We start from the raw sequence: 22679 nt of genomic DNA on the forward strand, positions 1-22679 counted from the left end.
ATCGATTCTGCAAACTTTCTTTTCAAACGGCGGTGGCATGGGAACATTTTTGTGCTCGCGGTGCTTTCCGCCGAACGCCGATGCCCTGCTGCGTCACGCGATTACACGGCGCGAACCTCGATCACCTTCGCCGCCTTCCCGGTGCGCTCAGCAAGACGCGTGCGGTCTTTCACCGCGCCGGCCAGCTGACCGCAGGCAGCATCGATATCGTCGCCACGGGTCTTGCGCACGGTGGTCACGACGCCCGCGTCCATCAACACCTGCGAAAACCGCTTGATCTGTTCCAACTTCGAGCGGATGAGGCCCGATTCGGGGAACGGATTGAACGGAATCAGATTGAACTTGCACGGCACGTTGTGCGTGACGGCGAGCAGCTCGCGCGCGTGAGCCTCGCTGTCGTTCACGCCATCGAGCATGCAGTATTCGAACGTGATGAAATCGCGCGGCGCGACTTTCAGATAGCGCTCGCACGCCGCCATCAGCTCGCGCAGCGGATACTTTTTGTTGAGCGGCACCAGCATATCGCGCAGCGCGTCGTTCGACGCATGCAGCGATACTGCGAGCGCCACGGGCAAATCCGCGCCGAGTCGGTCCATCATCGGCACGACGCCCGACGTGGACAGCGTGACGCGCCGGCGCGACAGACCGTACGCATTGTCGTCCAGCATCAGGCGCATGGCGGGCACGACCGCGTCGTAGTTGAGCAGCGGCTCGCCCATGCCCATCATCACGACGTTCGTGACGACCCGCTCGCCTTTGCCGTCGCCGCCCATCGCGCGACCGAGCGCATCGCCGCGCGACGCGCGCAGCGCAAACTCGGCCATGCGCAACTGGCCGATGATTTCGCCGGTGGTGAGATTGCGGGAGAACCCCTGCTTGCCGGTCGAGCAGAACCGGCAATTGACCGCGCACCCGGCCTGCGACGACACACACAGCGTGCCGCGCGTTTCTTCGGGGATGTACACGGTTTCAACGGCGTTGCCGTTGCCGACGTCGATCAGCCACTTGCGTGTGCCGTCCGACGAAACATGGTCACTGACGACGCCCGGCATCGTGATCGTGGCACGTCCTTTGAGCTTTTCGCGCAAGGACTTCGCGAGATCGGTCATGCCGTCGAAGTCGGCAGCGTTGTATTGGTGAATCCAGCGCTGCAATTGCCTGGCGCGAAACGGTTTCTCTCCCAGGCTATCGCAATAAGCGACGAGCCCTTGGGCGTCGAGATCGAGAAGGTTGACGGAGGGACTGCTCGTCATATCGAATCCTGCCATTTCAATGCGAGACTACGTTCATGCAACAAGCTGCATGAACGCCATGCCGTTCGCGCCCATTCCTGCTGCTTTTACCTTACTACTTTGCCGTGCCCCGTGCGCGATTCATGCGATAAAACAGGTCGGTCGCATGAAACGCGCCAGGCAGAGACGGCTGGGGATGCACGGCCGAGGTCAATACCTGACCTCAGCGCGAGGCGCTCAACGCGAGTAGACGTTGACTTGGGGGAAGAAGAACGCGATTTCGACCGCGGCCGTTTCCGGTGCATCCGAACCGTGCACCGCGTTGGCGTCGATGCTGTCGGCAAAATCGGCGCGGATCGTGCCCTTCTCCGCCTTCTTCGGGTCCGTCGCACCCATCAGGTCACGGTGCTTCAGGATCGCGTTTTCGCCTTCCAGCGCCTGCACAACAACCGGACCCGAAATCATGAATTCGACGAGGTCGTTGAAGAACGGACGCGCTGCGTGCACAGCGTAGAACTTCTCGGCGTCGGCACGCGACAGATGAACCATACGCGATGCCACGATCTTCAGACCAGCGTTTTCGAAGCGGGTGTAAATCTGGCCGATCACGTTCTTGGCCACTGCGTCCGGCTTGATAATCGACAGGGTGCGCTCGATCGCCATTAAAAACTCCAAAAAATTAAGAGGTTACAGATTCAAATGAATCCGCTATTGTAGCATGTTCTCAGGTATCATTGCGATTGAACCCTTACACCATTGAAAGGATCAAGGCACAAGATCTAAAATACTGGTAGCGTAGGAGGTCATATGGGCGACTGGAGGGTATTGAAACTCCGTGCCGCCACGCTAATCTTACGGATGACCGCTGCGCCCACAGGCGCTTCGCCAATTGCCGTATTACCATCTTGAAACACGCTTCCGAGGTAAGGAGAGACCATGAACGAACATCCGTATATGTTTGGCCGCAACGGCGCGGTCAGCACGGCCGAAACGCGCAACCGCGTGCTACGGAACACCTACTGGCTGCTCGCGCTGTCCATGATTCCGACCGTGCTCGGGGCGTGGGTCGGTCTTGCGACCGGGTTCTCGCTGTTCGCCGCCACCAGCCCCGCCATGAGCATGCTGGCGTTCTTCGCGATCGCCTTCGGCTTCATGTTCGCGATCCAGCGCACCAAGGACAGCGCCGTCGGCGTGTTCGTACTGCTCGGCTTCACGTTCTTCATGGGGCTGATGTTGTCGCGCATTCTCGCGTTCGTGCTCGGCTTCTCCAACGGCCCGTCGCTGATCATGCTCGCGTTTGGTGGCACTGGCGTGATCTTTGCGGCCATGGCGACCATCGCTACCGTCAGCAAGCGCGACTTCTCGGGCCTCGGCAAGTGGCTCTTCATGGGTGTGATCGTGATCCTGCTCGCCTCGGTCGCGAACGTATTCCTGCAACTGCCGGCACTGATGCTGACGGTTTCGGTCATGGCAATCGTGATCTTTTCCGCCTACATCATGTTTGACGTACAGCGCGTCGTGAACGGCGGCGAGACGAACTACATCACCGCAACGCTCGCAATCTACCTCGATCTGTACAACGTGTTCGTCAACCTACTTGCGCTGCTCGGCATTTTCGGCGGCAACCGCAACTAAGTCCGGCCGGTCGCGCGGCGTGCCTTCATGCCGCGCTCGACGCGCAAAGTAAAAGCCCAAAACGATTACTCGTTGTGGGCTTTTACTTTGCGTGACGACCTGAAATGTGCCGCGCGGCCGGAAGTCAATCCCGCGCCAGCGTCAACCACGCGGAACCGTCGCTTTGCGACGCAACCACCACCTCCGTGGGCGTCGCGCCAAGGACGCTCGCCAACGCCGCCTGCGCGAGTTCCGGCAGATTGTTCTGCTGGCTCAGATGCGCGGCGACCAGATGCCGCAAACGCGAGCGGTCGAGCGACGCCAGAATTTCAGCCGCCGCATCATTGTTCAGGTGCCCATGATTACCCCCGATACGCGCCTTCAGCGATGGGGGATAACGACTGCCCGCGAGCATCTGCACGTCGTGATTGCATTCGAGCACGAGCGCGTCGCAGCCGCTCAGCACCGCGCTGATATGCGGCGTGGACGTGCCAACGTCGGTGAGCACGCCGAGCCGGCTCGCGCCGTTCGAGAACACGTATTGCAGCGGTTCGCGAGCGTCGTGCGGAACGGTATAAGGGAGAACGCTGAGTTCGCCGATCGCTACCGTCTCGTCGCCCCACAGCACCCGCAGGTCGACATCGGCTTCGTCGGCGCCCACCGCGCGGGCGGTGCCCCAGCTCATGTACAGCGGAATCGACCACTTGCGCGCGAGCGTCAATGCGCTGCCGATGTGGTCGCTATGTTCATGCGTAATCAGGATCGCATCGAGGTTCTCGGCGCTCGAGCCGAGCCGCATCAGACGCCGCTCCATTTCGCGCGCGGAGAAACCGCAATCGAGCAGCACGCGCGTGGTGATCGCACCGCTGTGCGCTTCCACCAGCAGCGCATTACCTTCACTGCCGCTGCCGAGACTTGCGAAGCGCACGAGCTGCCTAGTTCAGTTGCGCGTGCAGCAGCGACACGATGCGCTGTGCATCCGACGACATGTCGACCTGCCCGTTGGCGTCGACGACCGCGACCTGCGTCACCGCGTCGCCCTTCGCGCGCACGTTCACGCGGAATTCCTGGCCGGGCTTGCGCGTCGAATTGCCGCTGTAGAACAGCTTACCGAACAAGCCTTCCTTCTTCAGCTCCTGCATCGAATCCGCATAGCGCACGTAGTAGATGCCCTTCTCGCGATCGCGGTTGTCGACCGTGAAGTTGGTGCGATCGAGCGCGAGGCCCACACGCAGCCAGGCGCGGTCGAACGACTCCTGCAGATCGAGCGTCGACGCGCCCGCATTCTGCTCGATCGTGGTCGGTGCGGTGGCCGGGTGCGCGTCGGTCAGCAGTTGCTTCGACTGCGCCTCGGTCAGGCCGAATTTCTGCATCAGCTTGGCGAGGAACAGCGCCTCGAGCGCCGGGTCGCGCGGACGCTCTTCCCAGCGCGAGGACGTCTTGTCCTGCCCGGTCATCACTTCTTCCATCGCACTATGCGTGATCGAGATATCGGTCGCGCTGTCCGGACCGCGCGACACCAGCGTGCGGAAACTGTCGCGGGTACCCGACGAATAGGCGAAGTCGATGACCTTGCCGATCGTGCGGCGGAACCAGTCGTCCGGAATGTTCGCGCGGTTTTCCGCCCAGTCGGTCGTCATGATGCCGGTGGCTGGCGCGTCCGTCTTCAGCGCGAAGCCGTTCTCCTGCCAGAATTCTTGCAGCTGCGGCCACAGCTGCTCCGGCGACCGGCCGTCTACCACGAGCCAGCGACGGTCGCCGTCGCGCTCGATGTGCATGCCGAGCGGATCCTGCGCAGTCGGCTGACCTTCGGTCGCGTTGCCGGCCGCCGTGACAGCGCGCGTCGGCGTGCCACCCAGCGCGAGATTGGCGGGCGGCGCCACATAGCGCTGGTCGTTCGGCGACGTGCTCAGATCGCTCGGCACGGCGAGCGGCGGCGCGCTCGAGGTCGCCTTATAGTTGACGCGGTCGGAGGCGAACCAGTCGTTCAGCGTGTCACAGCCGGCGAGCGTCGACAGGGCAAGCGCCAGCGCCGCCATGCGGGTTGCGTGGAGGGAAAGTGCGGAACGTTTCATGAGGTCCTTCGTGATGCTGGAACGCGATGCCTCGTTCGATCTGCCGGGAACGTGGGCTGAAGCGACGTCGGTTAATGAAATGCCGGTGGCGGTCTTGCGCGGGCGGCGGCATGGTCGGCCCGTTCAGCCGAGCAGGCCCGCTTCGCGCAGCGCGCCGCGCACCACTTCGTGGTATTGCGCATCGAGCGGCGTGAGCGGCAGGCGGATGCCGCCCTGCACACGCCCCAGCTGCTGCAGCGCCCATTTCGCCGGAATCGGATTCGCTTCGGCAAACAGGTACTTGTGCAGCGACAGGAGTTTCAGATGAATGTCGCGCGCGGTCTTCACGTCCGCGGCAAGCGCGGCCTTGCACAGCTTGCTCATTGCGCGCGGCGCGACGTTCGCGGTGACCGAGATATTGCCGTGGCCGCCGAGCAGCATCAGCGCGATGGCGGTGGGATCGTCGCCGCTATAGATGCCGAAGTGCGCCGGCGCCGACTTGATCAGATGCGCGGCGCGGTCGATGTTGCCAGTGGCTTCCTTGACGCCAACGATGCCCGGCACCTGCGCGCAGCGCAGGATGGTCTCGTTGCTCATGTCGGCGACGGTGCGGCCCGGCACGTTGTACAGGATCACAGGCAGATCGACGGTTTCGGCGATCTTCGCGAAATGGCGGTAGATGCCTTCCTGGGTCGGCTTGTTGTAGTACGGCACGACCTGCAGCGTGGCATCCGCGCCGACGTCCTTCGCGTGCTGCGTGAGTTCGATCGCTTCAGCGGTGGAGTTGGCGCCCGCGCCCGCGATGACCGGAATCCGGCCCGCAGTGTGCTCGACCGCGGTCTTGACCATCAGCACGTGTTCTTCGACCGACAGCGTGGCCGACTCGCCGCTCGTGCCGACCACGACGAGCGCATTCGTGCCTTCCTCGACGTGCCAGTCGATCAGTTTGCGAAACGCCGGCAGATCGAGGCTGCCGTCTTCTAGCATCGGGGTGATGATGGCAGGAATGCTGCCGCGGATCTGAACGCCGTCCTGGTGACCGCTGTGGTTGCCGTTAGTCATGAAACGCCATGAATTTGATCAGGTAAACCGCGATTGTAGCGGATTAGCCAGCCAACTCGTAACAAGGTGGCGGAGTTGGCCGTGAGGCATCATCAGCAGTGGCTGCTTGCCGAACCGCGCAGATGCGCTGAACGTAGGCCGGACGCGGCTCGGCGAGAAATCCGTCCTGAAACGCGATCACCCGCAGCTGGCCCCGCACGGTGTCGAGCAGTTCGCCTGGCGTGAGCAAAAACGCCGGATTGGAGGGCTTGCCGATGCTTTCGTTTCCTTGCGCGAAGGTCTCGTAAACCAGTACGCCGCCGGGCGCGAGCGCGCGCAGCAATTGCGGAAAGAGCGGCCGATGCAGGTAGTTGGTGACGACGACGGCAGCGAACTCTTCATCGCCAGCCAATGGCCACGGCGAACCTTCGAGATCGGCTACGACCGGCGTGACGAGCGGCGCGTCGCGCAGAAGATCGAGCGCAGCCGCGTCGCGATCGATCGCGGTGACGGGATGGCCGAGCGACGCAAAAAAAACGCGCGTGCCGCCCGGCGCCCGATGCGACGTCGAGCACCGCGCCGCCCGGTGCGATCAGGTGCGCCCAGTGACGCACCCAGCGCGACGGTTCACCGAGGCCGTGCAAGCCACTGGTAACGGGCGAACTCATCGCTGCGGTGCGGCGCCTCGAATGTGCATCAGTTGTACGACAGTCCCATTGCCTCGCGGATGTCGCGCATCGTTTCGGTCGCGAAGCGGCGCGCCTTGTCGCAGCCGTCGGCGACGATCGCGCGCAACAGCGATGGGTCATCCATGTACTTCTGCGCGCGCTCGAGCATCGGCTGCTGCTCGCGCAGAATCCCTTCGACGACCGGCTGCTTGCAATCGAGGCAGCCGATGCCCGCCGAGCGGCAGCCCTTCTGCACCCACTCGTGGGTCGCTTCGTCGGTATACACCTGATGCAGCTGCCACACCGGGCACTTGTCGGGATCGCCCGGATCGGTGCGGCGCACTCGCGCGGGGTCGGTCGGCATCGTGCGGACCTTCTTCGTGATCGTTTCCGCGTCTTCGCGCAGGCCGATCGTGTTGCCGTACGACTTCGACATCTTCTGGCCGTCGAGACCCGGCATGCGCGAAGCCTCGGTCAGCATCGCCTGCGGCTCGACGAGGATGATCTTGCGCGAACCTTCCAGATAGCCGAACAGGCGCTCGCGATCGTTCATCGACAGGCTTTGCGATTCTTGCAGCAGCGCCCGCGCGCGCTCGAGTGCTTCGTCGTCGCCTTCCTGCTGATACGCGTTGCGTAGCTCGTGATAGAGCTTCGCACGCTTGCCGCCGAGCTTCTTCGCGGCTTCGTTCGCCTTCTCCTCGAAACCCGGCTCGCGGCCGTACAGGTAGTTGAAACGGCGCGCGATTTCACGCGTCATCTCGACGTGCGGCACCTGGTCTTCACCGACCGGCACGAGCGAGCCGCGATACAGCAGAATGTCCGCCGCCATCAGCACCGGATAGCCGAGGAAGCCGTAGGTCGACAAATCCCTGTCCTTCAGCTTTTCCATCTGCTCCTTGTAGGTCGGCACGCGTTCGAGCCAGCCGAGCGGCGTGCTCATGCCGAGCAGCAGCGCGAGCTCGGCATGCTCGGGCACCTTGCTCTGGATGAACAGCGTCGCCTGCGCCGGATCGATGCCGGAAGCGAGCCAGTCAATCAGCACGTCCCACACGTTCTTTTCGATCACTTCGGGCGTTTCATAGTGCGTCGTCAGCGCGTGCCAGTCGACCACGCAGAAGAAGCACGGGTACTCGGACTGCAGCCGCACCCAGTTTTTCAGCACGCCGTGATAGTGGCCGAGGTGCAGCGACCCGGTGGGCCGCATGCCGGAGAAGATACGGTCTGGGAACATGGTTATCTAGAAAAGCGAAACAAGTGGAGTCAGAATTGCGGTGATCGCGCTATAGCCAAGCGTAACGAGTGGCTTTAACCAGAAACGCGTGAGCGTACCCGTCATCACGAGCGCCATCACGATGAAAAAGCCGTACGGCTCGAGCCGCGACAACGCGATCGATTGCTTCGGCGGCAACAGCGCCATCACCACGCGGCCGCCGTCGAGCGGCGGCAGCGGAAACAGGTTCAGCACGCCGAGTACGAGATTGACGCCGATGCCCGCGCCCGCCATGCGCGTGAAAAACGGTTCGTTGACGTTAAGCACCGCGAGCGCAACGCCCAACACGCCCCAGATCAGCGCCTGGATGAAATTGCACATGGGCCCGGCCGCCGCGACCCATAAGCTGCCCCAGCGCGGATTGCGCAGATTGCCGAACGCGACCGGCACCGGCTTCGCATAGCCGAACATGAACGCGCCGCTCGTCGCGAAGTACAGCAGCAACGGAATGGCGATCGTGCCGAGCGGATCGATATGCCGCATCGGGTTCAGCGACACACGGCCGAGCACGTACGCGGTGTTGTCGCCGAGCCAGCGCGCGACGTAGCCGTGCGCGGCCTCGTGCAGCGTGATCGCGAAGATCACCGGCAGCGCGTACACCGCAATGGTTTGTATCAGGGAAGAATCCATAACTCGCTATTGTAACAACGCGCTCGCGCGCGTCTGTCCGCTTTCGCTCACGCTGTTTCCTCGAGGCCGAACGGCTCGAGCGGGCCGCGCCCCGCCCGCACCAGCACCGGCTCCGAGCCGGTCAGATCGATCACGGTGGACGGCTCGCACACGCAAGCGCCGCCGTCGATCACCAGATCGAGCTGCTTTTCGAGCCGCGCGCGGATTTCCTCCGGGTCGTTCAGCGGCTCGGTTTCGCCGGGCATGATCAGCGTCGAGCCGAGCAGCGGCTGGCCGAGTTCCTCGAGAATCGCCAGCGTGATCGCGTGATCCGGCACACGCAGGCCAATCGTCTTGCGCGACGGATGCGACACGCGCCGCGGCACTTCCTTGGTGGCTTGCAGCACGAACACATACGGGCCCGGGGTCACCGATTTAAGCAGCCGATACTGCCAGTTGTCCACCATCGCAAAATTGGCGAGTTCGGACAGGTCACGTACGAGCAGCGACAGCAGCTGCTTTTCGTCGAGCCCGCGGATGCGCCGCAGACGCTCGACCGCATCCTTGTCGTCGAGACGGCAGGCAAGTGCGTAGGTCGAATCGGTCGGCAACGCGACCACGCCGCCGTCGTTGATGATCTGCACGGCCTGCTTGACGAGGCGCGGCTGGGGATTGTCGGGATGAAGCCGAAAGTATTGGGACATGGAGACTCACGGTGGCGGCAGACGAACTGCGGCGGATGGGCTGCGGCGAGCAGAGAGCTTGCCGCATCCAGCCGGCCCGCGCGCGCGACGTGCCGTATCGGCACGGCGCGCGGTCACAGCCAGCGTTCCCAGACGGGCTTCAGATCGGTGGGTAACGGCGGCAGCGCGCCGAGTTCGGTGCGGCCTTCGCCAGGCGCATGAAAGTCGGAGCCACGTGAGGCCTCGAAGCCGAAGCGACGCGCGACGTCCGCGTATTCGCGGTACTGGTCGGGCGTGTGGCTGCCCGTCACGACCTCGATCGCCTTGCCGCCGAGGTCGATGAATTCGCCGAAGAACGTGTCGAATTCTAGTTGCGAATAGGCGTAGCGACCCGGATGCGCAACGATCGCGACGCCGTTCGCGGCCTGTATCCAGCCGAGCGCGTCCGCGAGCTTGGCCCAGCGGTGCGCGACGTAGGCCGGCTTGCCGTCGCCGAGATAACGGTCGAACACTTCCTGCATGGTCGCGCAGTGGCCATGCTCGACCATGAAGCGCGCGAAATGCGTGCGCGACATCATGTCGGGATTCGACACGTATTGCAGCGCGCCCTCGTACGCGTCCGGAACGCCGAGCGTCGCCAATTGCTCGCCGATCGCTTCGGCGCGCGCGGCGCGGCCGTCGCGAGTCCGCGCGAGACCGTCGACCAGGATCTGGCTGGTCGGATCGATGCCGAGCCCGACGATATGCACGGTGCGTCCCGCCCACGTGACCGAAATCTCGACGCCGCTCAGGTAGTCCATGCCGAGTGCCTCGGCCGTGGCGCGCGCTTCCTGCTGCCCGCCCACTTCGTCATGATCGGTGAGCGCCCACAGCGTCACGCCGTTCGCGTGCGCACGGCGCGCGACGTCGGCCGGCGCGAACTGGCCGTCGGAAACGGTGGAATGGCAGTGAAGATCGGCGTTCATCGTGGTCCTGGTAAGGTTCTCCGATCATTTTACTGCAACGCAGTAAGGGTCCGCAGGGGTATCTCGCGACGCCGACTTCGGCTGCCCGCGTGCCGCGAGGTCAGGACCGGGTCGGCGCCAATGCCGCGACGTCCGGGTGACGCACGAGCGCCGTTTCGAACGAAGTTTCAGGCGCAGAAACCCTCGATCAGCGCTGCGATCTGCTCCGGCCGGTCGTGATGCACCATGTGCCCCGCGCCGTCGACGATCTTCTCACGCCAATCCGGAAACGCCCAGAAGCGCGCCTTGAATTCGCCGAGCGGGATTTCGCCGGCGATCTGCGCGAGCGTCGGCGAGCCGGCGGCCTCGACGTGCAGCACCTTTGCGCTGACCTTGCGCCACACCGCCATCACCTCGTCGAGGCGATACAACGTCGGGCCGCGAACCTTGTGCGCCGGATCGGCGAGCAGCATGAAGCGCCCTTCGCCGTCCGGCCTCGACCAGTGCTGCGCGAGAAACTGCGCGCGCCGCGGATCGAGGCGCGGATTGGTTTTGATCAGGCGCGCGGCGACGTCGTCGAGCGACGCGTAGCGCTTCAACCGCGGTGGATCGCGCAATTCGTCGAGCCAGTTGACGAGACGCTTCGGCGCCTGCGCCGGATGCGTTGGCGCGAGCCCGAAGCCTTCCAGATCGACCACGCGCCGCACCCGTTGCGGCCGCACACCCGCGTACAGGCACACGACGTTCGCGCCCAGGCTGTGACCGACGAGATTCACTTCGCCGCTGGGCGCGTAGTGTTCGATCAGCGCATCGAGGTCGCCGAGATAGTCCTGCACCCAGTAGCTGCCGCCGCCGCGCTCGGCGACCGGCCAGTCGGACAGCCCGAAGCCGCGCAGGTCAGGCGCGACCACCTGCCAGTCGCCGCCGAGCGCATCGACGACGAACTGGAACGACGCGGCGACGTCCATCCAGCCGTGCAGCATAAACAGCATCGGCGCGTCGGGATGACCCCAGCGCCGCACGTGCAGCCGGACGCCGCGCGCGGCAACGAACTCAGAGCGGGAAGTATTCATCAACGGCGCACCCACAAAAAGAATGGTCGTTCGATTATAGGGACAGCGGCGCAAGAAGAGATAACGGATTATTGAGGCGATGCTCGGTCGTCGGTTGCCTGCGTGGCTTGCGGGGTATCCTGGCGGGCGAGCGCGGCGAGTTCCGCGTCGTCGAAACCCGCGTCGCGGCGCGCTTCGAAATTGAACGGGCCGCGCAGTTTCGGCGCGTGATATTGGTCGGCGAGACGCAGATAGGTGGGGTGCGGATCGAGGCCGTCCGCGTCGCACAGGTGACGAAACCAGCGGTTGCCGATCAGCACGTGGCCGATCTCATCGCGCAGGATCACATCGAGAATCCCCGCCGACGCGTGATCGCCAGCCTGCAGCAGACGCGCGCGGATCGGCGGCGACGCGTCGAGGCCGCGCGCTTCGAGCGTGCGCGGCACGAGCGCCATGCGCGCGAGCACGTCGCCGCGGGTGCGCTCGCACATGTCCCACAGGCCGCCGTGCGCCGGAAAATCGCCGTAGTCGTGGCCGTATTCGGCGAGACGCGCGGCAAGCAGCGAGTAGTGATACGCCTCTTCGGCGGCGACCTTGAGCCAGTCGGTATAGAACGTGGCGGGCATGCGGGCGAAGCGCCAGACGGCGTCGAGCGCCAGATTGATCGCGTTGAACTCGATGTGCGCCAGCGCGTGGAGCAGCACCGCGCGCCCCTGCGGCGACTGCATGCTGCGTCGGCCGAGCTGGCGCGGTTCGACCAGTTCGGGTCGCTCGGGGCGGCCCGGCAGGCCGGCAGGCTCGGCGAGGTCGAGGCCGGCGTCACACAGAGCGCGGCCGTCGAGCACCGCCACGTACAGTTCGCGGGCCGCCGCGGCCTTCACGGCCGGATCGCGCTCGCCCAACGCAGCGAGCGCGGCGCGTCGCGCGCACGACGGCTCATCCTGAGAATTCGAGGCGGCAAAAGCGACAGAAACGGGCGAAGCGGCGGACATCATGGCAAACGGATAGGCGACGGGAACGAGAAAGGCAACGGGCTGGCGACGGACAAACGCCGGTTGTGTGCTTGAGCCGCCAGGCGGCTCAAGCACACAACCGTCTACAATACTCGATTCGACTATCCGGCGCACTTTCGGGCACGCCCATCAATTGGCGACGCAGGACTGCCAAACATGCACCGTGCAGGGCGCACGCCGCCCCGTCGTGTGCGGCAAGCGATCAGCCGACCCTCGCGGACGGGATCGGAGTCACCTGGAGCGTAGCACCGACCGATAAGGAGACATTGTGACGATTTACAAGCTGGGCGAAGCCGCCCCGATCATCCATGAAAGCGTGTTCGTCGCGGATTCGGCGAACATCATCGGCAACGTAACGCTCGAGGAAAACGCGAGCGTGTGGTTCGGCGCGACGCTGCGCGGCGACAACGAGCCGATCGCGATCGGCGCCGGCAGCAATGTGCAGGAGAACGCGGTGCTGCACACCGACCCCGGCTATCCGCTGACGGTCGGGTCGAACGTGACGATCGGCCATCAGGCGATGCTGCACGGCTGCACGATCAAGGAAGGTGCGTTGATCGGAATTCAGGCGGTGATCTTGAATGGCGCGGTGATCGGCCGCAACTGTCTGGTCGGAGCGGGCGCCATCGTCACCGAGGGCAAGGTGTTTCCCGACAATACGCTGATCCTCGGCGCACCCGCGAAGGCGGTGCGCGAGCTGACGGAAGCGGATATCGCCAACATGCAGCGCGGCGCGGCAAGCTATGCCGGGCGCCGCGAGTATTTCAAGGCGCAGCTCGTACGCATCGGCTAGACGGCCGGCGCGCGCAGCGCGCAAAGGCGCGGCATCACGCCGCGTCATTCCACCGAGGAAAAGTTGTGAGCGACCAGTTGCAAAAATTCATGTTCAGCGCGGCGCCGGTGCGCGGCGAGATCGTTTCCCTGCGAAATACCTGGCAGGACGTGCTGACGCGCCGCGACTATCCGGCGCCCGTGCGAACGATCCTGGGCGAAATGATGGCCGCGTGCGCGCTGCTGTCGGCGAACCTGAAGTTCGACGGCACGCTCGTCATGCAGATTTTCGGCGACGGCCCGGTCAAGATGCTGGTCGTGCAGTGCAGCTCGAACCTGACGATGCGCGCAACCGCGAAGCTGTCCGGCGAAGCCGGCCATACGATCGACGACACGACGGCGCTCGTCGATCTGCTGAACGCGAGCGGCCACGGTCGCTGCGTGATCACGCTCGACCCGACCGACAAGCAGCCCGGCCAGCAGCCGTACCAGAGTATCGTGCCGCTCTCGGGCGTAAATGGACCACTGAAGTCGATCGCCGAAGTGCTCGAGCACTACATGCATCACTCCGAGCAGCTCGACACGCGCATGTGGCTCGCGGCGAACACCGAGCGCGCGGTCGGCATGTTGCTGCAGAAGTTGCCGGGCGACGGCGGCATCGTCCCGCATCCGGGCGAGCTCGACGCGGATACGTGGGAGCGCGTGTGCACACTCGGCGGCACGCTGTCGCGGGATGAACTGCTGAAGGAAGAACCGGAGACGGTGTTCCGGCGGCTCTTCTGGCAGGAGAACGTCCAGCATTTCGAGCCAGTCACCGCGCGCTTCGAATGCACGTGCTCGCGCGAAAAGGTCGGCGCGATGCTGAAGATGCTCGGCCGCGGCGAAGTCGACGGCGTGATCGAGGAACGCGGCCATGTCGAGATTCACTGCGAGTTTTGCAATCAGCGCTACGAGTTCGACCCGGTCGACGTCGCGCAACTTTTCGTGGCCGGCGGACTCTCACAAGGCGTGACACCGGCGGCCGCGCAGCGGCACTGAACCGCGCTTTCGCTGCAGCGGACTACGTGCCTGCGAACTGATCGCGTCTAGCAACGGAAGTCCTGAGCGCGCCGCCCATGCCATGTCACGGCTCGGGCGGCGCGTTGCTTTTGATCGCAGCGTTGATACATTGGAAGCATATGGCGCCGCGCGTCGGGAGATGCTTCCTCGAGCCTCGGACCATGGAGATTCGATCATGAAACACTCGCTTTCGTTGATTCTGGCCGTGATCGCGGGCAGCGCGGCGCTAGCCGGGTGCTCGATCGATCCACCGGGCCCGTCGCCGATCTTGAGCCGGCTACCGCCTGATCAGGCTGAGGCCGTCAGTCATGCGCAGACGCTGACGCCTAAGGAAAGCGCGCAGTATGAAGCGATCGACCGTCAGGTCATGTTCGAACAGGATCAGACCATGGCCGCGGACGCCGCCGCGCAAGCCTGGTCGCGCTATTACTCGCGTTCGCCGCCCGTGAGGTTTTCTGCGGGCTTCTCGAGTGGCCGCTGGGGACGTGGCTGGGGAACCGGGATCGGCGTCGGGTTCGGGCCGTACTGGGGCTGGTAGCAGCGAATACGGCAGCACAAAAACAGGAAGCGCGGTTCACAACGAACCGCGCTTTTTTTGCGCCCTTCACACAGCAAGCCGATGCGAGCGCTCTAACCTCAGTGCGCCGGCTTCTTCTCCTTCGCAGCCGCCGCCTTCCCGCCGCGCTTGCGATCCGGCTTCGCGCGCGACTCCGGATTCGGCACCACGTGCAGCGGCGCGGCCGACACCTCACCGCGCGTCGAGGTATCCGCCGACGGCGGGTTCGGCACCGGCAACGGCTGGTTCGGCGACACGAACTGCACGAACACCTCGCCGTCCTTGACCATGCCCATTTCGTAGCGCGCCCGCTCTTCGACCGCGGCCGTGCCATTCTGCAGATCCTGCACTTCGCCCTGGATGCGCTCGTTGCGCAGCTTCGCGTCGGCATTCTTCTGCAGTTGCTGCGCGAGTTGGCCCTGCAACTCATGCACGCGCAGCCAGCCGCCGTGCCCCCACCAGAGCGGGTACTGGATCAACGCCAGCAGAACGATCAGGACAGCAGTGACAAGCCGCATGAAGTAAGCACAATAAATACGCGCCGCCCTGCGCTATACGCAGGGCGGCGAGGTCAATCAGAAACGAAGGATAACCGGCTCATCGAACGGCGTGAACAATCTGGCGAAAACGCTTAGCGCAAATTGTAGAACGCCGACTTGCCCGGGTAGCTCGCGATATCGCCGAGATCTTCCTCGATACGCAGCAGCTGGTTGTACTTCGAGATGCGGTCGGAACGCGACAGCGAACCGGTCTTGATTTGACCAGCGTTCAGGCCGACTGCGATGTCCGCGATCGTCGAGTCTTCGGTTTCGCCCGAGCGATGCGAAATCACGGCCGTGTAGCCGGCGCGCTTGGCCATTTCGATCGCCGCGAAGGTTTCCGTCAGCGTGCCGATCTGGTTGATCTTGATCAGGATCGAGTTCGCGATGCCCTTCTCGATGCCTTCCTTCAGGATGCGCGTGTTCGTCACGAACAGGTCGTCGCCGACCAGCTGGATCTTCTTGCCGAGCTTGTCGGTCAGCGTCTTCCAGCCTTCCCAGTCGCCTTCGTGCATGCCGTCTTCGATCGACACGATCGGGAACTTGTCGGCGAGGTTCGCCAGGTAGTCCGCGAATTCCGTCGACGACAGCTGCAGGCCTTCGCCCGCGAGCTGGTACTTGCCGTCGTGGTAGAACTCGCTCGCCGCGCAGTCGAGCGCGAGCAGCACGTCTTCACCGGCGCGGTAGCCTGCTTTCTCGATGGCTTGCAGGATGGTCGACAGGCATTCCTCGTTGCTGCCGAAGTTCGGCGCGAAGCCGCCTTCGTCGCCCACCGCCGTGCTCATACCGCGATCCGACAGGATCTTCTTCAGCGCGTGGAACACTTCGGCGCCGCAGCGCAGTGCTTCGCGGAAGCTCGGCTGGCTGACCGGCACGATCATGAATTCCTGGATGTCCAGGCTGTTGTTCGCATGCGCGCCGCCGTTGACGATGTTCATCATCGGCACCGGCAGTTGCATTGCGCCCGAGCCGCCGAAGTAACGGTACAGCGGCAGACCGGCTTCCTCAGCCGCGGCCTTCGCGACAGCCATCGACACGGCCAGCATCGCGTTCGCGCCGAGGCGCGACTTGTTGTCGGTGCCGTCGAGTTCGAGCAGCGTCTTGTCGAGGAAAGCCTGCTCGGAAGCGTCGAGACCCATGATCGCTTCGGAGATTTCAGTGTTGATATGCTCGACGGCCTTCAGCACGCCCTTGCCGCCGTAACGGCCGGCTTCGCCGTCGCGCAGTTCGATCGCTTCGCGCGAGCCGGTCGACGCGCCCGACGGCACCGCTGCGCGGCCCATCGTGCCCGATTCGAGCAGCACGTCGCATTCGACGGTGGGGTTGCCTCGCGAATCGAGAATCTCTCGACCGATGATGTCTACGATAGCACTCATGGTTTCCTCAAAGGATGACGTTGAATTCTTTACTGTGACCTTGCATCGCGCTGTCGAACCGGAGTTGGCGCTTTAGCGTCTACTCCGGTCCCATGCAAAGCACCTGCCGGTCTCCCCGACAGACAACTCGCGCGCCGATACGTTCGACGACCATTATGCGAAAGCGCCGCGGGTCGATTATCGAAGGTAACCGTGACACGCGGCGCACACCTGAATCAGTTGAAATCGCTTTCGAGGAACGGCCCGCGCTTGACGGCCCGGTCGAGCGTGACGAGCGTCTCGAGCAGGTCGGCCATGCGATTGAGCGGCACCGCGTTCGGTCCGTCCGACTTCGCTTGCGCCGGATTCGGGTGGGTTTCCATGAAGAGACCGGCGACGCCGACCGCGACCGCGGCGCGCGCGAGCACCGGCACGAATTCGCACTGGCCGCCCGAGCTCGTGCCCTGGCCGCCCGGCAACTGCACCGAGTGCGTCGCGTCGAACACGACCGGCGCGTTGGTCTCGCGCATGATCGCGAGCGAACGCATGTCCGACACGAGGTTGTTATAGCCGAACGACACGCCGCGCTCGCACGCCATGAAGCGGTCTTCGGACAGACCCGCTTCGCGCGCGGCGTTGCGCGCCTTGTCGATCACGTTCTTCATGTCGTGCGGCGCGAGAAACTGGCCCTTCTTGATGTTGACCGGCTTGCCCGAGCGCGCGCACGCATGGATGAAGTCGGTCTGGCGGCACAGGAACGCGGGCGTTTGCAGCACGTCGACGACCGACGCGACCTGCTCGATCTCGTGCTCGGCGTGCACGTCGGTCAGCACCGGCAGACCGAGCTGGCGCTTCACTTCCGACAGGATGCGCAGGCCTTCGTCCATGCCCAGACCGCGAAACGACTTGCCGCTGCTGCGATTAGCCTTGTCGTACGACGATTTGTAGATGAACGGAATGTTCAGCTTCGCGCAGATTTCCTTCAGGCGGCCGGCGGTGTCGATCGTCATCTGTTCGGATTCGACGACACAGGTACCGGCGATCAGGAAAAACGGCTTGTCGAGTCCGATTTCGAAATCGCCCAGTTTCATGCTTTCTCCTCGACCCTCGACTGCTGATGCGCGAGCGCCGCTTCGACGAACGACTTGAACAGCGGATGACCGTCACGCGGCGTGGACGTGAATTCCGGATGGAACTGCGCGCCGACGAACCACGGGTGCATGCTGCGCGGCAGCTCCATCATTTCCGGCAGATCCTCGCTCGGCGTACGGGCGCTAATGATGAGGCCACCGCCTTCGAGCTGGGGTACGAAACGGTTATTCACCTCATAACGGTGACGATGACGCTCGTTCACATCCGGGCCGTAGATCTCTTCGGCGAGCGTGCCGGGCTTGATCGGGCAGCGCTGCGAACCGAGGCGCATCGTGCCGCCGAGATCCGACTCTTCGGTGCGCTTCTCGACGCGGCCTTCGCGGTCGTACCACTCGGTGATCAGCGCGACCACGCGGTTCTTCGTTTCCTGATCGAACTCGGTGCTGTTCGCGTCCTTCAGGCCAACGACGTCGCGCGCGAATTCGATCACGGCGAGCTGCATGCCGAGGCAGATGCCGAGGTACGGCACCTTCGCTTCGCGCGCATAGCGGATCGCGGCGATCTTGCCTTCGGTGCCGCGACGGCCGAAGCCGCCCGGCACGAGCACCGCATCGAGATGCCTGAGGCTCTCGACACCTTGCGTTTCGATCTCTTCGGAGTCGATGTACTCGATGTTCACGCGCGTAGACGTATGCATCGACGCATGGCGCAGCGCTTCGATCAGCGACTTGTACGACTCGGTCAGATCGACATACTTGCCGACCATGCCGATCGTCACTTCGTGCTTCGGGTTCTGCAGCTTCTCGACGAGGTCGGACCACATCGTGAGGTCCGCCGCCTTCGGCGTGAGCTTCAGCTCTTCGCAGATGATCGCGTCGAGACCCTGGTCGTGCAGCATCTGCGGAATCTTGTAGATGCTGTCCGCGTCCCACACGGAAATCACCGCGTCTTCCGGCACGTTCGAGAACAGCGAGATCTTCGCGCGCTCGTCGTCCGGAATGCGGCGGTCGGCACGGCACAGCAGCACGTGCGGCAAGATGCCGATTTCGCGCAGCTTCTGCACGCTGTGCTGGGTGGGCTTGGTTTTGAGTTCGCCGGCCGTGGCAACCCAGGGCACCAGCGTCAGGTGCACGAAGCACGCGCTGTTGCGGCCGAGGCGCAGGCTCATCTGACGCGCGGCTTCGAGGAACGGCAGCGATTCGATGTCACCCACCGTGCCACCCACTTCGACGATCGCGACATCCGGCTCGCCGCACGTCGCGGACGCTGCGCCGCGCTCGACGAATGCCTGGATTTCGTTCGTGATGTGCGGGATGACCTGCACGGTCTTGCCGAGATAATCGCCGCGGCGTTCCTTGCGGATCACCGACTCGTAAATCTGGCCCGTGGTGAAGTTGTTGGCCTTGCGCATCTTCGTGCTGATGAAGCGCTCGTAGTGGCCGAGGTCGAGGTCGGTTTCCGCTCCGTCTTCCGTCACGAACACTTCGCCGTGCTGAAACGGGCTCATCGTGCCGGGGTCGACGTTGATGTAGGGATCGAGTTTGAGGAGGGTGACTTTAAGACCGCGCGATTCGAGGATCGCGGCGAGGGAAGCGGCGGCAATACCCTTGCCGAGGGAAGATACTACGCCGCCGGTGACGAAAACATATTTGGTCATCGCTGGATGCTCGCGGGAAAAACGGATTATACCGTAAAGGATGGTCCCGACCCAGCAAAAAACGACCGCCCCACGCGCGCCGATGCCGCCTCGCACGCGCTGCGCGTCAGGCTGCTCGCTCCAGTTCGCGCAGCATGCGTTGCACCGCGCGTGCGGTTTCGATCGGCTTTTCCATCGGATACAAATGACTGCCCTCGATCCACTCGACGTGCCCGCCGGTCGCGCGTCGCGTCGCGTCGAGACCGGCCTGGCGCATTTCCTTCGAGCGTGTGCCGGCGATGAACCCGACCGGCACCGGCGCGCCGCGCGCGAGCCGGGCGCCGAGCGTATGCGGCAGCGTCCGGTAAATCTGGTATTCGGTGCGGCGATCGAACGCGAGCATCCGGGTGCCGTCGGGCGAGCTCTGCGGAATGCCGAAGTCGATATAGTCGGACAGCATGCGTTCGTCCCAGAGCGCGAACGCGGGCTTCGAATGGAAGTGCCGCCATGCTTCGTCGCGGCTCGTCCATTGCGTGCGGCGCTTACGCGTCGCGGCGGCGGGTGACAGCCGCTCGTCGAGCCCGGTCCATTGCGACACGCGCAGCATGCTGCTGCGCCAGCCGGCGATCACCGGCGAGTCGAGCATCACGACGCCTCTCACCCACTGCGGCTTTTTCAGCGCCGCCATCAGCGACAGATAACCGCCGAGCGAATGCCCGACCAGCCACACCGGCTGCTCGTACTTGCGGGCGATGTCGTCGAGCAGTTGCTCGACCAGATGGGGCCAGTCCTGCGTGACCGGAAAGCGCGGATCATGGCCGATGCGCTCGATCGAGCGCACGTCGTAGTCGTCGGCGAGTTCGGCGAAGATCGTCCGGTAAGTCGAGGCCGGAAAGCCGTTGGCGTGCGAGAAATGGATGATGTTTTTCAACTGCGGCTATCTCCGTTGTGTTTTTTACGCGTGGGCGGGTGCTTTGCCTGTGCCGCTGCTTATACCGCTGCTCTACCGCTGCTTATGCCGCTGCTTGCGCCGGCTGTCTGCGCCGTGACGCTCATCGAGCCGCGATGCGCTCATGGCTCCATCCAGTAGCGGCGCTGCGTATCGCGATAGCGCTCGAGCGTGAGCGCGGCGCCATCCTCACCACGCGCGCCCGGATCGACGTCCACCCTCACCGCGCCATCGCGATCGCTGCGGCCGAGTTCGATACGACGCGCCACGTAGCGCGCGAACACGCCCGCATTCGGATGGTGAAAGCGATTTTCGTAGCCTACCTGAAATAACGCGATGGACGGATCGATAGAGTCGAGGAACGGCTCGGTCGACGACGTCCTGCTGCCATGATGCGGCACGATCAACACTTGCGCGCGCAGCAGGTTGCGATCGCGTGCGAGCAGCTTGCGTTCGGTTGGCGCTTCGATGTCGGCGGTCAGCAGGGCCGTGAAACGCGCCATGTTCGCACCGACGCGCGGCGGCGCCTGGCCCGCGGTGGTGGCCGCCAAGGTGCTGACCCTGAGCACGCAGCAATGATCGTTCGCCTTACCGGTTAGCGCTTCGGCGTCCGGCCAGAGTACCGTGAACTCGACACCGTCCCACTGCCAGCGCTGCCCCGCCACGCACGGCAGCGTCTGCGCGCCATGCTGCTTCGCCTTCGGCCACAGCGCATTGCCCGGCTCCAGTCCGGCCACCAGCTGACGCACCTCGATCGCACCGAGCACGGCCGGCGCGCCGCCCGCATGATCCGAATCGGCGTGACTGATCATTAGCGTATCGAGCGTCGTCACGCCTTGCGCCTGCAGGAACGGCACCACCACCCGCTCGCCCGCGTGCGTCGATTCCGGGCCGGGCCCAGCATCGAACAGCAACGCGTGATGCGCGGTCTGCACCAGAATCGACGAACCCTGCCCGACATCGAGCGCAGTCAGACGGAACGCCCCCGATGGCTCGGCGAGCGCGCCGTCTGCGCTGGGAATCAGAAGCGGCAGCCACGTCAGCGGCGCCGCCCATCGCAGCGGCCAGCCGCGCGGCGCGAGACACCACAGCACCCCGAGCGACGCCGCGGCGAGCGCCCACGCGCGCGGCTGCGGCAACCACCATAGTGTCCAGCGCGGTCCCGACAACATCTGCAGGCTGGCCACGAGACTATCGAGCAGCGTGTGTGCGGCCCGCCACGCGAACGCATCGAGCGGCGCAGGCAATCCGACGCCGGCGAGCACCGCCGGCGTGACGAGCAGGCTTACCCACGGAATCGCGAACGCGTTCGCGAGCGGCCCGACGAGCGGAATCTGCGCGAACCAGTACGCGGTCAGCGGCGCAAGCGCGACCGTCACCGCGAACTGCACGTGCGCGGCGCTGCCCAACCGTTCGGCGAATGCGCGCAGACGCCGGATTGATACGGCGCGCAGCGCCTGCCACCCGCGTCGCGCCGCGCTGCCCTCCTCGTCCTCATCATGACGGGAAGCCCGAGGACCCCGCACCCGCGGGCGCCCCGACATCGCGAACAGGATCGCGCCGACCGCGCAAAACGACAGCCAGAATCCGGCCGACACGACCGCCCACGGATCGATCAGCAGCACGAGCCCGAGCGCCCACGCGAGCACAGTGGAGCGCGCTAGCTGACGGCCGCCGACGAACGCCAGCGCGGCGAGCGCGGCCATCCACAGCGCGCGCTGCGCCGGCACGTTGAAGCCGGCGAGCGCGGCATGCAGTGCGGCGAAGATCGCACCGGCCGTCACGCCGACGAGCTGCGCGGGCAAGCGTAGCGGCCAGTTGCGGCCGAGCCACCCCGAACGTCGCCATAGTGCTGCCGCGAGCCAGCCCGCCAGCCCCGCGACGAAGCCGATATGCAAGCCCGAAATCGCCACCAGATGACTCGTGCCGGTGCCTCGCATCAATTGCCAGTCGGCGGGGCTTACTTCGTCCTGCGCGCCGATCGCGAGCGCAACGACGGTGCCGCGATGCGGCGCATCGGCAAGCACCGTGTCGATACGCGCACGCAACGCGGCGCGCCAGCGGTCAACCAGCACGGCGAGCCCGCGCGCGCGACCGGCCAGGCGCCGCGCATGATCCGGCACGCTCACGTAGCCGGTCGCGCGGATGTTGCGCGCGAGCAGACTCGCCTCGGCATCGCGCACGCCGAAATTCGCATTGCCGTGCGGGCGCTTCAGGCGCACGGTCAGACGCCAGCGCTGGCCCGGGTCGAGCCGCGGCACCGCGGCGTCGCGCGCGATCCACGTGAGCTGGATCACGCGCGGGAAAGCGGCGAGCCGCGCATCGTTCGCTTCGACGTCGAACAGGAAGCGCGCGCCCTTATCGTCGCCCGTCGGCAATCCCCTGATACTGCCGACCACCTCGATATCGCGGCCTTCCCACGCGTGCGGCAGGCTTACCGCGAGCCGCGTTTGCGCGCGCACGGCTGCATAGCCGAAGCCGACGCAGATCGCCGCGCACCACACAGCGCCCCAACCGGCCACCCGCCGTACGCGCCCCACCC

The 22679-nt window shown here is 64.7% G+C and carries 21 protein-coding genes and 1 pseudogene; 4 read left to right on the forward strand and 18 right to left on the reverse strand.

The window, feature by feature from the left end; all coding sequences use genetic code 11:
• Positions 1-101 precede the first annotated feature (101 nt).
• Both rlmN and ndk read right to left on the reverse strand, forming a co-directional pair.
• A complete protein-coding gene (gene rlmN, locus F6X42_RS05340; RefSeq protein ID WP_187633186.1) occupies positions 102-1253 on the reverse strand; it encodes a dual-specificity RNA methyltransferase RlmN in 1152 nt (383 codons plus the stop codon).
• 216 nt (positions 1254-1469) lie between these two features.
• Complete coding sequence (gene ndk, locus F6X42_RS05345) at positions 1470-1895, reverse strand: nucleoside-diphosphate kinase (RefSeq protein WP_187633187.1); 426 nt, start codon at positions 1893-1895, stop codon at positions 1470-1472.
• Positions 1896-2168: 273 nt separating this feature from the next.
• Here ndk and F6X42_RS05350 point away from each other — a divergent pair, with 273 nt between their 5' ends.
• Positions 2169-2867, forward strand: a complete 699-nt coding sequence (locus F6X42_RS05350) for a Bax inhibitor-1/YccA family protein (RefSeq protein WP_027198083.1) — start codon at positions 2169-2171, stop codon at positions 2865-2867.
• A gap of 124 nt (positions 2868-2991) precedes the next feature.
• On the opposite strand, the gene F6X42_RS05355 is transcribed toward F6X42_RS05350, so the two are convergent.
• The 10 genes and pseudogenes from F6X42_RS05355 to F6X42_RS05400 all read right to left on the reverse strand — a co-directional run bounded on the left by F6X42_RS05355 (position 2992) and on the right by F6X42_RS05400 (position 12162).
• Positions 2992-3774: an MBL fold metallo-hydrolase gene (locus F6X42_RS05355; RefSeq protein ID WP_187633188.1), complete on the reverse strand. Its 783-nt coding sequence runs from the start codon at positions 3772-3774 to the stop codon at positions 2992-2994.
• A gap of 7 nt (positions 3775-3781) precedes the next feature.
• On the reverse strand, positions 3782-4921 hold the full coding sequence (bamC, locus tag F6X42_RS05360; RefSeq protein WP_187633189.1) for an NlpB/DapX family lipoprotein: 1140 nt from the start codon (positions 4919-4921) through the stop codon (positions 3782-3784).
• 123 nt (positions 4922-5044) lie between these two features.
• A complete protein-coding gene (gene dapA, locus F6X42_RS05365; RefSeq protein WP_187633190.1) occupies positions 5045-5962 on the reverse strand; it encodes a 4-hydroxy-tetrahydrodipicolinate synthase in 918 nt (305 codons plus the stop codon).
• Between the two features lie 43 nt (positions 5963-6005).
• Positions 6006-6609, reverse strand: a pseudogene (locus F6X42_RS43835) (class I SAM-dependent methyltransferase).
• A 28-nt stretch (positions 6610-6637) separates the two neighbouring features.
• A complete protein-coding gene (locus tag F6X42_RS05375) occupies positions 6638-7840 on the reverse strand; it encodes a tryptophan--tRNA ligase (protein ID WP_187633192.1) in 1203 nt (400 codons plus the stop codon).
• Between the two features lie 6 nt (positions 7841-7846).
• The gene (locus F6X42_RS05380; protein WP_187633193.1) at positions 7847-8509 is read right to left on the reverse strand and encodes a site-2 protease family protein; all 663 of its coding nucleotides are present in this window, start codon (positions 8507-8509) and stop codon (positions 7847-7849) included.
• Between the two features lie 47 nt (positions 8510-8556).
• A complete protein-coding gene (locus F6X42_RS05385; RefSeq protein WP_184004137.1) occupies positions 8557-9192 on the reverse strand; it encodes an L-threonylcarbamoyladenylate synthase in 636 nt (211 codons plus the stop codon).
• A gap of 113 nt (positions 9193-9305) precedes the next feature.
• Entirely contained in the window at positions 9306-10136 is an 831-nt protein-coding gene (locus tag F6X42_RS05390; RefSeq protein WP_187633194.1) for a 3',5'-nucleoside bisphosphate phosphatase, read from the reverse strand.
• Positions 10137-10303: 167 nt separating this feature from the next.
• Positions 10304-11188, reverse strand: coding sequence for an alpha/beta fold hydrolase (locus F6X42_RS05395; RefSeq protein WP_187633195.1), 885 nt, complete (start codon positions 11186-11188; stop codon positions 10304-10306).
• A gap of 68 nt (positions 11189-11256) precedes the next feature.
• Positions 11257-12162 carry a ferritin-like domain-containing protein gene (locus tag F6X42_RS05400; RefSeq protein ID WP_187633196.1) on the reverse strand — a complete coding sequence of 302 codons (906 nt, stop codon included), beginning with the start codon at positions 12160-12162 and terminating at the stop codon, positions 11257-11259.
• A gap of 286 nt (positions 12163-12448) precedes the next feature.
• On the opposite strand from F6X42_RS05400, the gene F6X42_RS05405 reads away from it, so the two are divergent.
• The 3 genes from F6X42_RS05405 (at position 12449) to F6X42_RS05415 (ending at position 14548) form a co-directional block, all read left to right on the forward strand.
• The gene (locus F6X42_RS05405; RefSeq protein WP_187633197.1) at positions 12449-12973 is read left to right on the forward strand and encodes a gamma carbonic anhydrase family protein; all 525 of its coding nucleotides are present in this window, start codon (positions 12449-12451) and stop codon (positions 12971-12973) included.
• A gap of 65 nt (positions 12974-13038) precedes the next feature.
• A complete protein-coding gene (gene hslO, locus F6X42_RS05410; RefSeq protein WP_187633198.1) occupies positions 13039-13989 on the forward strand; it encodes an Hsp33 family molecular chaperone HslO in 951 nt (316 codons plus the stop codon).
• 196 nt (positions 13990-14185) lie between these two features.
• Positions 14186-14548, forward strand: coding sequence for a hypothetical protein (locus F6X42_RS05415; RefSeq protein WP_187633199.1), 363 nt, complete (start codon positions 14186-14188; stop codon positions 14546-14548).
• A gap of 98 nt (positions 14549-14646) precedes the next feature.
• Here the strand turns inward: F6X42_RS05415 and ftsB are convergent, their stop codons facing one another.
• The 6 genes from ftsB to F6X42_RS05445 all read right to left on the reverse strand — a co-directional run bounded on the left by ftsB (position 14647) and on the right by F6X42_RS05445 (position 22677).
• A complete protein-coding gene (ftsB, locus tag F6X42_RS05420) occupies positions 14647-15084 on the reverse strand; it encodes a cell division protein FtsB (protein WP_187633200.1) in 438 nt (145 codons plus the stop codon).
• Between the two features lie 113 nt (positions 15085-15197).
• Positions 15198-16481 carry a phosphopyruvate hydratase gene (gene eno / locus F6X42_RS05425; RefSeq protein ID WP_187633201.1) on the reverse strand — a complete coding sequence of 428 codons (1284 nt, stop codon included), beginning with the start codon at positions 16479-16481 and terminating at the stop codon, positions 15198-15200.
• 215 nt (positions 16482-16696) lie between these two features.
• Positions 16697-17551, reverse strand: a complete 855-nt coding sequence (gene kdsA / locus F6X42_RS05430) for a 3-deoxy-8-phosphooctulonate synthase (RefSeq protein WP_187633202.1) — start codon at positions 17549-17551, stop codon at positions 16697-16699.
• A complete protein-coding gene (gene pyrG / locus F6X42_RS05435) occupies positions 17548-19209 on the reverse strand; it encodes a CTP synthase (RefSeq protein ID WP_187633203.1) in 1662 nt (553 codons plus the stop codon). The genes kdsA and pyrG overlap by 4 nt, the downstream gene beginning before the upstream one ends.
• Positions 19210-19315: 106 nt before the next feature.
• Positions 19316-20119, reverse strand: coding sequence for an alpha/beta fold hydrolase (locus F6X42_RS05440; RefSeq protein WP_187633204.1), 804 nt, complete (start codon positions 20117-20119; stop codon positions 19316-19318).
• Between the two features lie 140 nt (positions 20120-20259).
• Positions 20260-22677, reverse strand: coding sequence for a DNA internalization-related competence protein ComEC/Rec2 (locus tag F6X42_RS05445; protein WP_187633205.1), 2418 nt, complete (start codon positions 22675-22677; stop codon positions 20260-20262).
• Between the last annotated feature and the right edge of the window lie 2 nt (positions 22678-22679).

It is taken from the genome of Paraburkholderia podalyriae, assembly GCF_014397785.1.
GTDB lineage: Bacteria > Pseudomonadota > Gammaproteobacteria > Burkholderiales > Burkholderiaceae > Paraburkholderia > Paraburkholderia podalyriae.